Origin of the sequence: Corynebacterium nasorum (assembly GCF_030229765.1) — a bacterium.
Classification (GTDB): Bacteria; Actinomycetota; Actinomycetes; order Mycobacteriales; family Mycobacteriaceae; genus Corynebacterium; species Corynebacterium kefirresidentii.
Window position 1 is genome coordinate 56,187 of the sequence record NZ_JASPGY010000010.1, and the last position, 13,022, is coordinate 69,208.

Below are 13,022 nucleotides of genomic sequence, written 5' to 3' on the forward strand. Positions count from 1 at the left end.
GGGAAATGACCCGAAAGCCGGGGGTGAGTCCAGCGGAGATTTTGGGTGCGCGTGCCCAGCAGGACGCGGAACGGGCAGCGAACTACACCGCACCGGCACGCGGCTATTACACTGTGTGATTATGAATACCCAGAGCGATTCCACCTCGTACCGCTATACCCCGGAGCTGGCGAACCAGATCGAGAAAACCTGGCAGCAGTACTGGAAAGACAATGGCACTTTCAACGCCCCGAACCCGGTAGGCGAGCTCGCCTCCGATGCGGGCGAGCTGCCTAAGGAAAAGCTCAATGTGCAGGATATGTTCCCCTATCCCTCCGGTGCGGGCCTGCACGTGGGACACCCGCTGGGTTATATCGCCACCGATACCTATGCTCGCTATAACCGCATGCTGGGCAAGAACGTGCTGCACACTTTGGGCTACGATGCCTTCGGCCTGCCGGCCGAGCAGTACGCCATCCAGACCGGTACGCACCCACGGACCACCACCGAGGCGAATATTGAAAACATGCGCCGCCAGTTGGGCATGTTGGGACTCGGCCACGATCCGCGCCGCTCCGTAGAATCTACGGATCCGGAGTTTTTCAAGTGGACGCAGTGGATTTTCCTGCAGATTTATAACTCCTGGTTCGATGAGGAGCAGCAAAAGGCTCGCCCCATTGCGGAGCTCATCAAGGAACTAGAGGCCAATAAGCGCACTACCAAGGACGGCCGCTACTACGAGGACCTTACCGAAGAGGAAAAGGCCGCGGCTATCGATGAATTCCGCTTGGTCTACCTGTCTAATTCCACGGTGAACTGGTGCCCAGGCTTGGGTACCGTGCTGGCAAACGAGGAGGTCACCGCAGAGGGCAAGTCCGAGCGCGGCAACTTCCCCGTATTTCGCAAGAACTTGTCCCAGTGGATGATGCGCATTACCGCCTATTCCGATCGTCTGCTCGATGATCTAGAGCTTTTAGATTGGCCGGAGAAGGTCAAGTCCATGCAGCGCAATTGGATTGGGCGTTCCCGCGGCGCGGAGGTCTCCTTCCCCGCTGAGGGCTATGAAATCGAGGTCTTTACCACTCGACCGGATACGCTTTTCGGCGCCGAGTACGTGGTGCTGGCCCCAGAGCATGAGCTTGTCGACGCCCTCCTCTCCCCCATCCCTTATGACGATGACGTAGACGAGCGTTGGACCTACGGTCACGATGATCCCAAGGAGGCCGTGGAGTCCTACCGCACCGATATTGCCGCCAAGTCTGATCTAGAGCGGCAGGAAAACAAGGAAAAGACCGGCGTCTTCCTGGGTACCTATGCCACCAATCCGGTTTCTGGCAAAAAGGTCCCGATCTTTATCGCCGACTACGTGCTGACCGGCTACGGCACCGGCGCCATCATGGCAGTTCCAGCGCACGATACCCGTGACTACGAGTTTGCCAAGACCTTCGGCCTGCCCATTACGGAGGTTGTTTCTGGCGGCAACGTGGACGAAGAAGCCTGGACCGAGGACGGTGCCCTGGTTAATTCTGCCAATGACAAGGGCCTAGATCTCAACGGCCTGAATAAGGCCGAGGCTATTGCCAAGGCCATTGAATGGCTGGAAAAGGACGGCTCTGGCCGGGAAAAGGTGCAGTATAAGCTGCGCGATTGGCTCTTCGCCCGCCAGCGCTACTGGGGCGAACCCTTCCCCATCGTCTATGACAAGGATGGCTTTGCCCACGCCCTGCCAGAATCCATGCTGCCAGTGGAGCTTCCAGAGGTAGAAGATTATAAGCCGGTTTCTTTTGATCCAGAGGATAAGGATTCCGAACCACAACCCCCGCTAGCTAAGGTGCGCGACTGGGTCGAGGTAGAACTTGACTTGGGTGACGGCCCGCAGACCTACTTCCGCGATACCAACGTAATGCCGCAGTGGGCAGGTTCTTCCTGGTACCAACTGCGCTACATCGATCCCCGCAACGATGAGGCATTCTGCGATATCGAAAACGAGCGTTATTGGACGGGCCCGCGACCGGACCAGCATGGTCCACAGGATCCGGGCGGTGTCGACCTTTATGTCGGCGGTGTCGAGCACGCCGTATTGCACCTGCTTTACTCCCGCTTCTGGCATAAGGTGCTCTTTGACCTGGGATTTGTCAGCTCTCAAGAGCCCTACCGTCGCCTGTACAACCAGGGGTATATCCAGGCCTATGCCTACACCGATTCCCGCGGCGTGTACGTGCCAGCTGCTGAGGTAGAAGAAAAGGACGGCAAGTTCTACTACAACGGAGAAGAGGTCAATCAGGAATACGGCAAGATGGGCAAGTCCCTGAAGAATGCTGTAGCTCCGGACGATATCTGCCGCGACTTTGGCGCCGATACCCTGCGTGTGTATGAAATGTCCATGGGTCCGTTGGACACCTCCCGCCCGTGGGCTACCAAGGACGTCGTCGGCTCCCAGCGCTTCCTGCAGCGCCTGTGGCGCCTTGCCGTCAATGAGGACACCGGAGAGCTGGCCACTACCGACGCCAATTTGAGCGAGGATGATCTCAAGCAGCTGCACCGCACCATCGCGGGCGTGCGCGATGATTATGAGAACCTGCGGCTTAATACCGTGGTGGCCAAGCTCATCGAGTACGTCAACTACCTGACCAAAACCTATCGCACCGAGGCACCGCGCGCCGCCGTGGAACCAATCGCCCAGTTGGTCTCCCCCATCGCCCCGCATATCGCGGAAGAACTGTGGCAGCGCTTTGGCCACGACGGGACCATTACCTATCAGCCCTTCCCCGCCTTTGAGGAAAAGTACCTGGTAGATGATGAAATCGAGGTGCCCGTACAGATCAACGGCAAGGTAAAGGCCCGCATCAACGTGGCTGCCGATGCCGACCAGGAGGCGGTCTTCGAGGTTGTTCTGGTCGATGCCAAGATCGCCGAACTGACTAGTGGAAAGAACGTAGTGAAGAAGATCTACGTGCCGGGCCGCATGGTCAACCTCGTCGTCAAGTAGTTACTCCTCCCAAAACTCCGTGGCACACAGCGCTATGCCGTGTGCCCGGATTCCCTGGCCGACCTCCAGTTTCTCGTTCACAATGAGCGGCAGGCCGTCGAGGTCGCATACCCAAAACTCCCCCATGCCCAGCTCATTGCTGTGCTTGGCGATGCCCCCGATGGTTCCCGCCACCTCTACCTGCGGGTTGAGCATGCTGGGCTTTAAGTTCCGATAAAAGCGCTCGGTAGCAGGAGAATTCAAAGAAAATTCCTCTGGCTCCCCCACCTCGTACCGCAAGGCCACAACCGCCGGCTGGACCTGTCCCTCTAGCTTTTCGCCTCCGACGGGGTTTCCCGCTGGCAGGGCAAAGGGTGCATCCGCCAGTGCTGCGAACCGTAAATCCCCCGTTTCCACAATGCCGATATAGGGAGTTGCGCGATAAATCGTTCCCAGGGCCTGTTCCCCTCCCCGATACGAAGGAACTGCGGCCCACTCCCCTTCGTACTCCATCGCGGTGACCGCCATGTCGGACGGATCAGCGTGAAAAAGGACTCGATCAAATCCAGGTGCATCCCATATTTCGCGGCTTGTGGGTAGCTCGGCGATGAGCTCTTCAATATCCATTAGATCGAAACCACATGTGCTAAATAGCTTATCCATGCTCGCCATTTTAAACACTTCGGTCGCTTCTCCCGAGACGCCGTTTGTTCCAGCGGACGGATCGCTACCAAGACTCTTTGTTTAACTATTTAATTTTTGCGCCAATAACATAGCAGTTAAAACATTAACATAGCAGTTAAAACATTTGGATAAGCCCGCCAATAGTGTTCCAAAAGCAAATCAATTATGATTTTGGCCCTAAAGATGTAGGGGCATTAAATTGTTGACGTGCTATACGCCCGCCATATTAAAGTAGTAGGAGTTGTTGTATCAACTCCCGATCGCCTAACGGGTTGCTAGATCAACTGCGCTGTATAAGCTGTTAAATAACGGCAACCGAAGGAGGATAGCCATGCGTGTGGAGCAGAGTGCGGCATGGGGAGATTTTGTCACTATGCAAGAGCTGCTGCATGCGCGACTTTCTGCACAGTTGCAGAGAGACTCTAGTCTAAGCGAGGCGGACTATGCGGTCTTGGCGGTGTTGCATCGCCGCCGCAAAATTCATACCCGTCCGCACGAATTGGGGACGGAACTACGATGGGAAAAATCGCGCCTGCATCGACAGCTGGTGCGCATGGAATCACGAAAATTAGTCTCCAGGCGGGAAGCGCCGGAACTTGGGCCTCGAGCCATTGAAGTCACTGTGACGGAAAAGGGAAGTGCTGCCTTCAGTGCGGCAATAGCGCGCCACACCGCCGCAGTTGATGAAATCGTGGTGAGCACCCTTAGTGACGAAGACCTACAAACTTTGGGGGAAATTTCTCGGAAGTTGTTGCGTGGGATTGATGAGCAGGGCGCTGGAGAGTTCGCTTCTGAAGCCTAACAGCGTATGCAAAAGGCACCCGCCATGACGGCGGGTGCCGGGGAATATTAGCTAGGGCGCAGCCTAGGAAATCTTGAGGACGGTGCGTCCGTGGTGGGTGCCCTCTAGAAGGGACTTGGATTCCTCGACCACGTCCGAAAGTGGAATCGTTGTGGTCAGGGACTCAAGAATGGAACGGTCTAGCTTCCGAGCCAAGAGCTGCCAGGCGTTCTGGCGGTAGTGCAGTGGGGCGTCTACGGAATTGACGCCTGCCAAGTGCACATTGCGCAGAATGAAAGGCAACACGGTGGTGGGAAGATCCGGGCCGGCGGCCATACCGGTGGAGGCGACGGTGCCGCCCCAAACCGTGCGAGCCAATACATTGGCCAAAACGTGGGAGCCGGAGGTATCGACAGCACCGGCATAGGTTGCCTTCTGCAAGGGTTTTCCGGCCTCGGCGAACTCGGCGCGGTCCACAATGGTGTGGGCACCGAGCTCGTGAAGGTACTGGGAATAGTCATCTGGACGGCCGGTCATGGCGTGGACCTCGTACCCGGCATTGGACAGGAGGTTCACGGCGATGGAGCCGACACCGCCGGTCGCGCCGGTGACCAGAACGGGGCCATCGGGAAGCCCGCGCAAAGAGTTGACGCACAGTGCAGCGGTATAGCCCGCGGTGCCGACAGCAGCTGCCTGCTCTGCGGTGAAGTCTGCGGGGAGCGCGACGGTGGCCTGGGAGTTAACGCGCTGCTTCGGGGTGTAGCCGCCGTGGCGGAACTCGCCAAGGCCATCACCGAAGGAGGCGACCAAGGTACCCACCGGTAGACGCTCTACGCTGGACTCGGCAACGGTGCCGACCACGTCGATGCCTGGAACCAAGGGGCTGGTGCGCATCACACCGCGGTCGCCCGCGATTGCCATGGCGTCCTTGTAATTCAGGGAAGAATAAGAAACATCAACGGTAAGGTCACCCTCGCTGAGGAACTCTCCCTCTTCAAAGGAGGTCGTGACGGTTTTGTCTTCGTTGCGAGTTACTAGTAGCGTGCTCATGCTCACCATCGTACGTTAAATGTGATGCAGGGATTCGACAGCGAATCTCCCGGGAATTTTTCAGACAGGCTTGTTAACTTGGGCATTATGACGACGACCTCTGGATCCACCCGCACTTCGCACCAGGTAAGGGCGCAAGGCGCGCCTTCCAAGCGCACGTTGTGGCGCAGTGCTGGCGTTGCCTGCGTGGTCGTTGTGGTGGCTATTGCCGTAGCTACAGTGGGCAAGCCGTTTATTGATATTCCCGGCGTGCTCGATGCCTCTGCACATGCCCGCCGCAGCCTGGATCTGCAAATGTTCAACGGCTTTAATAACCCTCATCCGTGGTGGGGACCGTGGACCAATACCTTGGGCAATATAGCGCTCTTTTTCCCACTTGGCGCGTGCTTGGTAGTGATGGGGCAACATTCGCGCCACGTCCGCTTTGGCCGTGGCGGAACCATCGTTCTAGCGATGGCGCTCAGCTTGGGCATCGAAACTACCCAATATGTATTCTCACTAGGCTTCAGCGATGTCGACGATGTGGTTTTCAATACCCTTGGAGCGTCCTTGGGCGCGTTCCTAGTTAGCCGCAAGAGCGCAAAGGCGCAGCTGCGCGCCGTCCGCGCTATCGGCTGGATGGCCGCATTGGGCTTGGGTGCCCTCGCCGCCGCGATTGTGGCCGGAGTAATTGTCTAAGTACCCAGGCTGACGCGGTGCCCGAAATTAAACATATCGAGGGAATCTCCCTCTTCGAGGCACTCAAACATACCGGCGGCGTCGGTGGGAACTATGCCGGTGACCTGTGATACTCCGTAGTCCTGAAGGAGAATAGGGGCCAGAGGCGTTGAGGGCCCCAAGACTACATTGATGGACTCGCGGGAGAGCTCGAGCAGGCGGGGAGCGGTCTTATTAACAAAGGCGGAGCCGGTAATGAAGACATAATCGCACTCGGGCAGTATGTACTCGGCGGCGGAATCGGGGTAGTCGCCCTCATTGAGCGAACGCTCTAGCATATAAAAATCCGCCGCTTGGTTGAGCGCCTTAGGCGCAAAAGGGAAGTGGCCAATGACGGCGACCTTCTTACCCGCGACGTCTTCGCGGAAGGGATCGAAGATGTGGGGCCAGGGGGCGTCGGCAAGCGCAAAGCCATGTTCATCGGCTACGGAAGGCGTGGCGTAATAGGAATTGAGCGCAGCCATGCCGAAGGACGCCTCTGAGAAATTCCAACTCTTGGCCAGCTGTGCGATGGCACGTAAGGGAACGCCGGAGTACTCAGCGCTCATCTGGGCGGGGCGGGAGGTTGCTGACATGGTCATGGCCACGCCGCAGCTAGGACTTTCGGTGTAAACGCGGGTCCACCGCGGGTTTTGGGCGGCGCGGGAGACCACTATGTCACGGGGAATGGCATCGATGAGGTCATCGTAGAGATCCCAGGCGGACATGAATAAACCAGCTTTTCCTTATCGTTTGGCACTGCTTGTGAGGAGGCAGTTTAGTCGAATGGGTGGGGAGCACCCTATAGCTTTAGTCACATATATTCGCAACGGCTTGCGCGGTCTGCCTAGCAAAGGGGCTTACCCCAGTAATGGTCGCGGAGCCGGGTCCGGTCCAGGTGCCGTAGCCTACGAGGAAGAGACCGTCGACGGTGGGGGAGGTACCATCAAGGAGCCCGCGGATAGGCCGGAGGGCAGGCCGGAAACCGGTGCACCAGATGAGATGGTCCGCGTTGACTTCAGCAAGAGAAGAAAACATGGGAGTGGCCTGCAAAAGCCCAGAATCCCGCGCCCGCTGGACAGGTGGGACCATCACGATATCGCCCAGGTTCGAATCCGCGCCGGGGTCTGGTTCGCCGCGCAGCAGCGCGTTGAGGCGGGCGCGATTGCGCTGAAAGAGCACGCGGCCGTCAACATCATCGGGCATCCACCGCGGGGAGCTGCGGGTGTACCAGGTTGTCTCTACGCCAGACAGCAGGAGCTCGGCCGCGATTTGGGCACCGGAATTGGCCGCGCCCACGACCGCCACGGTAGATCCGGCAAAGTCCGTGGGGCCTGGATAGAAGGCGGAATGCCATTGCCTTCCACCAAAAGTACCGGGGTAGTAGGGGATAAAAGGAGCAGACCACGTGCCCGTTGCCGCTACGACCGTGCGCGAGGTGAGATGCTCTTCCCCCGCATAAACGTGGAAGCACGCGCCGTCATGGGTCACCTCATCCACTCGGACTGGGCGGCGAATGGGCAGTGCATAACGCTGTTCATAACGGGCAAAATAATCAATAACGTGGCTAGCTGGTGGAAAGCCCTCGTAGTGGGGCATGGGCCATCCCGGCAGGTTGGAAGAGGCCGCATTGCTAAAAAGCGTCAGGGAGGGCCAGGTATGGCGCCAGGCTGCGCCAGGACCGGATTCTGCATCCAGAAGGACAAAATCTAGGCCCTTCTTGCGCAGGTAATAACCCACCGCGAGGCCTGCCTGGCCGGCACCAATGACTATGCAGTCCAGCATCAAATAAGCTTTCTCTCTCGTGCCACGGTCACCGCGGCGGTGCGGGTTTCCACGCCCAACTTTTGGAAAATATGGATGAGGTGGGTCTTGACCGTGGCCTCGGAAATGAACAGCTGCTTGGCTAGCTCCTTATTAGAGGAACCGCTAGATAGCGCCCGGAGGATTTCCAGTTCGCGGGTGGACAGTGATTCTTGCGGTCGGCCCACTCTCTGAGCGAGGAGATCCACAACCTCCGGCGCTAGGGTGCGGCGGTGCGCGGCGGTATTGAGGACGGCTTCGTGCAACGCCTGCTCGGGGGAGTCCTTGAGCAGGTAGCCCATCGCGCCGGCTTCCACGGCGGCGAGGATATCGGCCTGCGTGTCATAGGTGGTCAAGATGAGCACGGGTGGGCCGCCGGCGTCTACTACGCGCTTGGTGGCTGCGATGCCATCCACGTCGGGCATCTGGATATCGCAGACTACAGCGTCTACCTGCGGGGCATCCGAAGTAAAAAGCTTATCCACATCCGCGCCGGTGGAGCCCTCCATTACTACCTCGACATCGGAGAAGGTATTGAGAATGGCGCGCAGGCCGGCGCGGACCACTGGGTGATCATCAATCAGCATGACATTAACCATTGCTTCGCTCCTTCAGCGGGATACGGACGGCCAGGGCGGTGCCTTCGCCCGATTCTAGGTTCATAGTGCCGCCCACGCTCTCCACGCGGTCGCGCAGGCCGGTAAGCCCGAAGCCATGATCCTTATTATCCCTGCTAGAGGAGGCGGTTACGCCGCATCCATTATCAACAACGTCCAGGGTGACAGCATCTTCGAAAAGTCCGAGCGTGACCACTGCGCGCGAGGCGTGGGCGTGTTTGATGACGTTATTGAGACCCTCCTGCGCGGCCCGCACAATGACCTTTTTGATCTGGGCAGGCACCTTGCCGCTGCCGGAGACCACCAGTTCAAAGGTGGTATCTTCCCCCAAGGCTTTCACGCGGCTGCGCATCTGGGATAGCAGGGAATTGAGCTGGGTTTCCAGCCGCTCATCGGGGCCGGCGAGCTCCCGGACAAAGCGGCGGGCCTCGGCGAGATTCTCGCTGGCGACTTCCTCGATAATTTCCAGCTGTTCCTCTTTGGTTGCTGGATCAGTGGTGCCGCGGGCCGCACGGGAGAGCAGCAGAATAGAACTGAGACCTTGTGCGACGGTGTCGTGAATCTCGCGAGAGAGCCGCTCGCGCTCCTCCAGCCGGCCGGCTTGGTGCTCGCTTGCGGCTAGCTCGGCCTGGGTTTCGCGCAGCTGCTTGGCGATGTCCCTATGGTGCGCCGCCTCCGCCTGCAGCCGCCGCTGTATGAAAAAGACCGTGGCCGCAAAGGCGGTACCGATTAGCGGTCCTACCGCCGCCGCGATGGACCAGCCCTCAGGATGTAGCCAGGCGGGGATGAAAGCGGCAGCCGCCCACAATATCGCGATGGAGACCAGCCCAGGCACGGTGGGCAAGGCGCGCAGAAAGACAAAAATAAGCGGGAACTCCAGCCACATGAAATCCTGCGCATGGACCATCAAGCCCAGCCACAGGAGGCAAAGTCCACCCAGCCACAGCCATGTTGGCAACCAGCGTTGTGCGGCATACACCACGGCGAGTGCGATGGCTAAGCCAATAACGCGGGCATCGAGCCGGTCATCCACGTAGGCGCGCGCTACGCCGAAGACCAGTAGAAACGCGAACATGGCGTGCAAACCATAGACCCATAACTTTTGTCCTTTAAACACAACCACCCAGGATATCCGCGCATGGGTGGACAGTGAATCAACCACTTGGTTGACTAGAGGTTCAGCGAGCTGGCCGATTACTTCTGACCTGCATAAATCGAATATAGAAGTATGTTTCTAGCAATCAGAGAAATCACCACAGCGCGCGGCCGCTTCGCGCTCATTGGCGGCACGGTTGCACTCATCACCCTTTTGCTCGTGATGCTCTCCGGCCTAACGGAGGGCCTTTCCAAGCAAAATACTTCCGCTTTGGAGTCCCTAGAAAAGAAGTACCCGTATATTTCCTTCTCCACCGAGGATCCCTCCTTCAGCGAGTCCGAGATGCATGCCGGCGATATCGCCAGCGACGGTATTCCCCTCGGCGCGGCGCAGACCAAGCTGGAGGGTCACGGCGGCGTTGCCGTCCTCAGCTTGCCGGCCGGCACCCAGGTTCCGGGCACCGATAAGACCATCCCAGAGCAGGGCGTGCTCCTGCCAGATTCCATTGATGCGGCCGAAACCGTCACCCTAGGCGGCACCGACTTCTCGGTGGAGGGCACCGTCCCGGAGACCATGTACTCCCACTCTGCGGTGGTATGGGCTTCCACCGAGTCTTGGCAGCAGATTAGCCACGCCCCGAAGGGCGTGGTGGGCACCGCCGCACTGTATAAGCATGAGGTTCCCGGCTCCGTCAAGGTGTCCAAGTCCTTCACCGGTCTAGCGGGCTATCAGTCTGAACGCGGCTCGCTGCTTACCATGCAGGGCTTCTTGTACGGCATCTCCGCGCTAGTCACCGTCGCTTTCTTGACCGTATGGACCATTCAGCGCACCCGCGACCTGTCTATTTTGCGCGCGCTGGGCGCCACCGTGCGCTACCTGCTGCGCGATGCCCTGGCACAAGCCGCCATCATCTTGGCTGCCGGCACCATCCTGGGCGCTGTCGTTGGGTGGGCGCTCGGCGCGCTCGCCTCCGGCACCGTTCCTTTCGATGTCTCTTTGCGCAGCATTGCCGTTCCTGCGGTTGGTATTTGGGTCCTCGGTATGGCCGGCGCCCTCGTCGCTACCCGCCGCGTAGCTAAAGCCAACCCACTCGATGCACTTGGAGGAAACGCTTAACATGTCCACCATTCTTGATATTCGCAATGCCACCGTGACCTACCAGGACGGCGAGACAACCACTACCGCGCTTGCCGACGCCTCCCTCAAGGCCGAATCCAATACCCTGACCGCCATCGTGGGTGAGTCCGGTTCTGGTAAATCCACGCTACTATCCGTAGCCGCTGGGCTTATTACCCCGGATTCTGGTTCCGTACAGGTAGATGGCACCCGGTCCATCATCTTTCAGCAGGCCAACTTGCTGTCCTCGCTCAATGTGCGCGACCAACTATTGATTATGGATCACATCGCTGGCCGCAAGCTGCGCCCACAGCGCGCCGATGAGCTATTGGATTTTGTGGGCCTGGCAGGTATGGGAAACCGCCGCATGGGCCAGATGTCTGGCGGCCAGCGCCAGCGGGTCAATATTGCCCGTGCGCTCATGGAGCAGCCAGACCTGCTCTTAGCGGATGAGCCCACCTCTGCGCTCGATTCTCATCTTTCCCAGGAGATCATCCGCCTTTTGCGCGATGTTACCCAGGAGATGAATACCGCCACCGTGCTGGTGACCCACGACCGATCCCTGCTGACCTTCGCTGACCGCGTGGTTGAGGTCAAAGACGGCCACGTTTCCGAGCAGGAAAAAGTTTCCGCGCTCAGCTAACGCCGCATCACCAGCAACCTTGCGATTGCTTGAGGCACCGCCGCGGCAATCTGGGAGGCAGAGCAAATCCCAAAGCCGTCTGGGGTGTGGGCGGCAATAGCGGCAGCGTGTTGGTGTATGGCTGCGGCGTGCAAAATCTCCGCAATGATCCCCTTCGCATCTACCTCAGCAAAATTCAGCTGGGCTAGCGTGGCGCCGAGGATGCCAGAAAGCACGTCACCGGATCCGGCGGTAGCTGCATAGGAGTGCCCCGCGTTCATGCCATAAATTTCCTGCCCGGGAGCCGTGACCGTGGTGATCCGGCCTTTGTGCAGGATAAAGCAGTCGAGCGACGCGGCAAGCTCCTGTAGGCGTACGCCTAAGCCCTCCGAAAGATCGAGTGCGCGGCCAAGCGTAGCCGTATAGAGCCGCTCAAATTCCCCGGCATGCGGGGTAAGAACCGTGCAAGGATGATCGCGCACAAGTTCGCGCAGATCCTCATTTGTTGCGAGCACCGTGAGCGCATCCGCATCGATAACTGTAGGAAGCTTGCGTGCTAACACGCTTCGCAATTCCGCTTCCGCTTTCGGCCCGGTGCCTCGCCCTGGGCCTACTACCCAGGCTTGAGCATGGACCTTTTCTTCGGCGCTTGCATGGGGCACTACCTCCGGCAGGCTTGCGACCACAGAGTCATTTCCTACGACGCGGACCATGGAGGGGGTGGCCCGCACCGCGCCCGTGGCGGCGAGTATGCCCGCGCCGGGAAAGGTAGTGCTGCCAGCGCATACCGCGGTAACCCCACCGGTGTACTTGGTGCTTTTTGCCCCCGGCGTCGGATCCAGAATTGGCCCCGTGCAGCCCACCGGCTTTGGGGCGGTAACCAGGCCTTGGTCACCCGTGAGTACCGGCTCGGTTGGCCACTGATAGGGCAAGGGGATGGTGGGTTCATTGGCGATATGGCCCACCGGTTCTGCGGTGGCAGACAGCTCTTCTGCAAAAGAGCGCGGCGCGCCTGGCAAGAGGAGATCGCAGAGCACCACCGCGCCGCATTCTGGGGCACAGACGTGTCCGGCGCGGGCCCAGCCAAAGCTAATGGTCACGTCCGCTTCCACCGCATCGGTCGCAGCCACACCGGTATCGGCGTTAATTCCGGAGGGAATATCCACCGCTAATACTGGAACTCCACGCTTTTTGGCTTCGGCATAGGCGCTGAGCGGGGCACCGGAAAGGCCGCGGGTGGAGGAGAGGCCGGCGACGGCGTCGATAAGCAGATCGGCATCCTCCAGACTGTGCACAATGGCCCCGCCGGCCGCGGTAAACGCCTGCAGTGCGGGTTCGTGGGCGCTATCCGCCGCGAGGATGGCCTCGACTGAATAACCATCTTCCGCCAGGAAAGCGCCAGCGTAGAGGCCATCGCCGCCATTGCCGCCTGGGCCGACGAGGATACTCACTCGCCGCCCAGGGCCGAGCATGGCTGCGGCCGTGGCTGCTACGCCGCGCGCGGCCAAGCGCATGAGCTCATCGTCAACGTTTTGCTGGGCTAGAAGGGAATGCTCCGCCGCACGGACGGCAGCAACGCTATAGGCATATCGCATGCCCGCCAGAATAGG

At 59.3% G+C, this 13,022-nt stretch carries 12 protein-coding genes; 5 read left to right on the forward strand and 7 right to left on the reverse strand.

The genetic code is table 11. From position 1 onward, the window contains the following. The first annotated feature begins 121 nt into the window (after nt 1-121). The gene (gene leuS / locus QP904_RS10725) at nt 122-2,968 is read left to right on the forward strand and encodes a leucine--tRNA ligase (RefSeq protein WP_284836049.1); all 2,847 of its coding nucleotides are present in this window, start codon (nt 122-124) and stop codon (nt 2,966-2,968) included. Here leuS and QP904_RS10730 read toward each other — a convergent pair whose 3' ends face one another. After that, the gene (locus tag QP904_RS10730) at nt 2,969-3,610 is read right to left on the reverse strand and encodes a hypothetical protein (RefSeq protein ID WP_248100239.1); all 642 of its coding nucleotides are present in this window, start codon (nt 3,608-3,610) and stop codon (nt 2,969-2,971) included. A 352-nt stretch (nt 3,611-3,962) separates the two neighbouring features. Here QP904_RS10730 and QP904_RS10735 point away from each other — a divergent pair, with 352 nt between their 5' ends. Then, the gene (locus QP904_RS10735) at nt 3,963-4,433 is read left to right on the forward strand and encodes a MarR family winged helix-turn-helix transcriptional regulator (RefSeq protein ID WP_284836050.1); all 471 of its coding nucleotides are present in this window, start codon (nt 3,963-3,965) and stop codon (nt 4,431-4,433) included. 63 nt (nt 4,434-4,496) lie between these two features. Here QP904_RS10735 and QP904_RS10740 read toward each other — a convergent pair whose 3' ends face one another. Continuing rightward, complete coding sequence (locus QP904_RS10740; protein WP_034655607.1) at nt 4,497-5,471, reverse strand: MDR family oxidoreductase; 975 nt, start codon at nt 5,469-5,471, stop codon at nt 4,497-4,499. 78 nt (nt 5,472-5,549) lie between these two features. On the opposite strand from QP904_RS10740, the gene QP904_RS10745 reads away from it, so the two are divergent. After that, on the forward strand, nt 5,550-6,140 hold the full coding sequence (locus QP904_RS10745; protein WP_284836051.1) for a VanZ family protein: 591 nt from the start codon (nt 5,550-5,552) through the stop codon (nt 6,138-6,140). Here QP904_RS10745 and QP904_RS10750 read toward each other — a convergent pair. The 4 genes from QP904_RS10750 to QP904_RS10765 all read right to left on the reverse strand — a co-directional run bounded on the left by QP904_RS10750 (nt 6,137) and on the right by QP904_RS10765 (nt 9,653). Beyond that, the gene (locus QP904_RS10750; RefSeq protein ID WP_284836052.1) at nt 6,137-6,886 is read right to left on the reverse strand and encodes a Rossmann-like domain-containing protein; all 750 of its coding nucleotides are present in this window, start codon (nt 6,884-6,886) and stop codon (nt 6,137-6,139) included. The genes QP904_RS10745 and QP904_RS10750 overlap by 4 nt on opposite strands. A gap of 82 nt (nt 6,887-6,968) precedes the next feature. Beyond that, complete coding sequence (locus QP904_RS10755; protein ID WP_284836053.1) at nt 6,969-7,943, reverse strand: NAD(P)-binding domain-containing protein; 975 nt, start codon at nt 7,941-7,943, stop codon at nt 6,969-6,971. Then, the gene (locus tag QP904_RS10760) at nt 7,943-8,560 is read right to left on the reverse strand and encodes a response regulator (RefSeq protein WP_284836054.1); all 618 of its coding nucleotides are present in this window, start codon (nt 8,558-8,560) and stop codon (nt 7,943-7,945) included. Before QP904_RS10760 ends, QP904_RS10755 begins: the two co-directional genes overlap by 1 nt. After that, nucleotides 8,553-9,653, reverse strand: a complete 1,101-nt coding sequence (locus QP904_RS10765; RefSeq protein ID WP_284836055.1) for a sensor histidine kinase — start codon at nt 9,651-9,653, stop codon at nt 8,553-8,555. The genes QP904_RS10760 and QP904_RS10765 overlap by 8 nt, the downstream gene beginning before the upstream one ends. Before the next feature lie 153 nt (nt 9,654-9,806). On the opposite strand from QP904_RS10765, the gene QP904_RS10770 reads away from it, so the two are divergent. Next, nucleotides 9,807-10,790 (forward strand): ABC transporter permease, encoded by a 984-nt coding sequence (locus tag QP904_RS10770; protein ID WP_259825423.1) that lies wholly within the window; start codon nt 9,807-9,809, stop codon nt 10,788-10,790. A 1-nt stretch (nt 10,791) separates the two neighbouring features. Beyond that, nucleotides 10,792-11,433, forward strand: coding sequence for an ABC transporter ATP-binding protein (locus QP904_RS10775; RefSeq protein ID WP_284836056.1), 642 nt, complete (start codon nt 10,792-10,794; stop codon nt 11,431-11,433). Here QP904_RS10775 and QP904_RS10780 read toward each other — a convergent pair. Further along, complete coding sequence (locus QP904_RS10780; protein WP_023020149.1) at nt 11,430-13,007, reverse strand: bifunctional ADP-dependent NAD(P)H-hydrate dehydratase/NAD(P)H-hydrate epimerase; 1,578 nt, start codon at nt 13,005-13,007, stop codon at nt 11,430-11,432. The genes QP904_RS10775 and QP904_RS10780 overlap by 4 nt on opposite strands. Between the last annotated feature and the right edge of the window lie 15 nt (nt 13,008-13,022).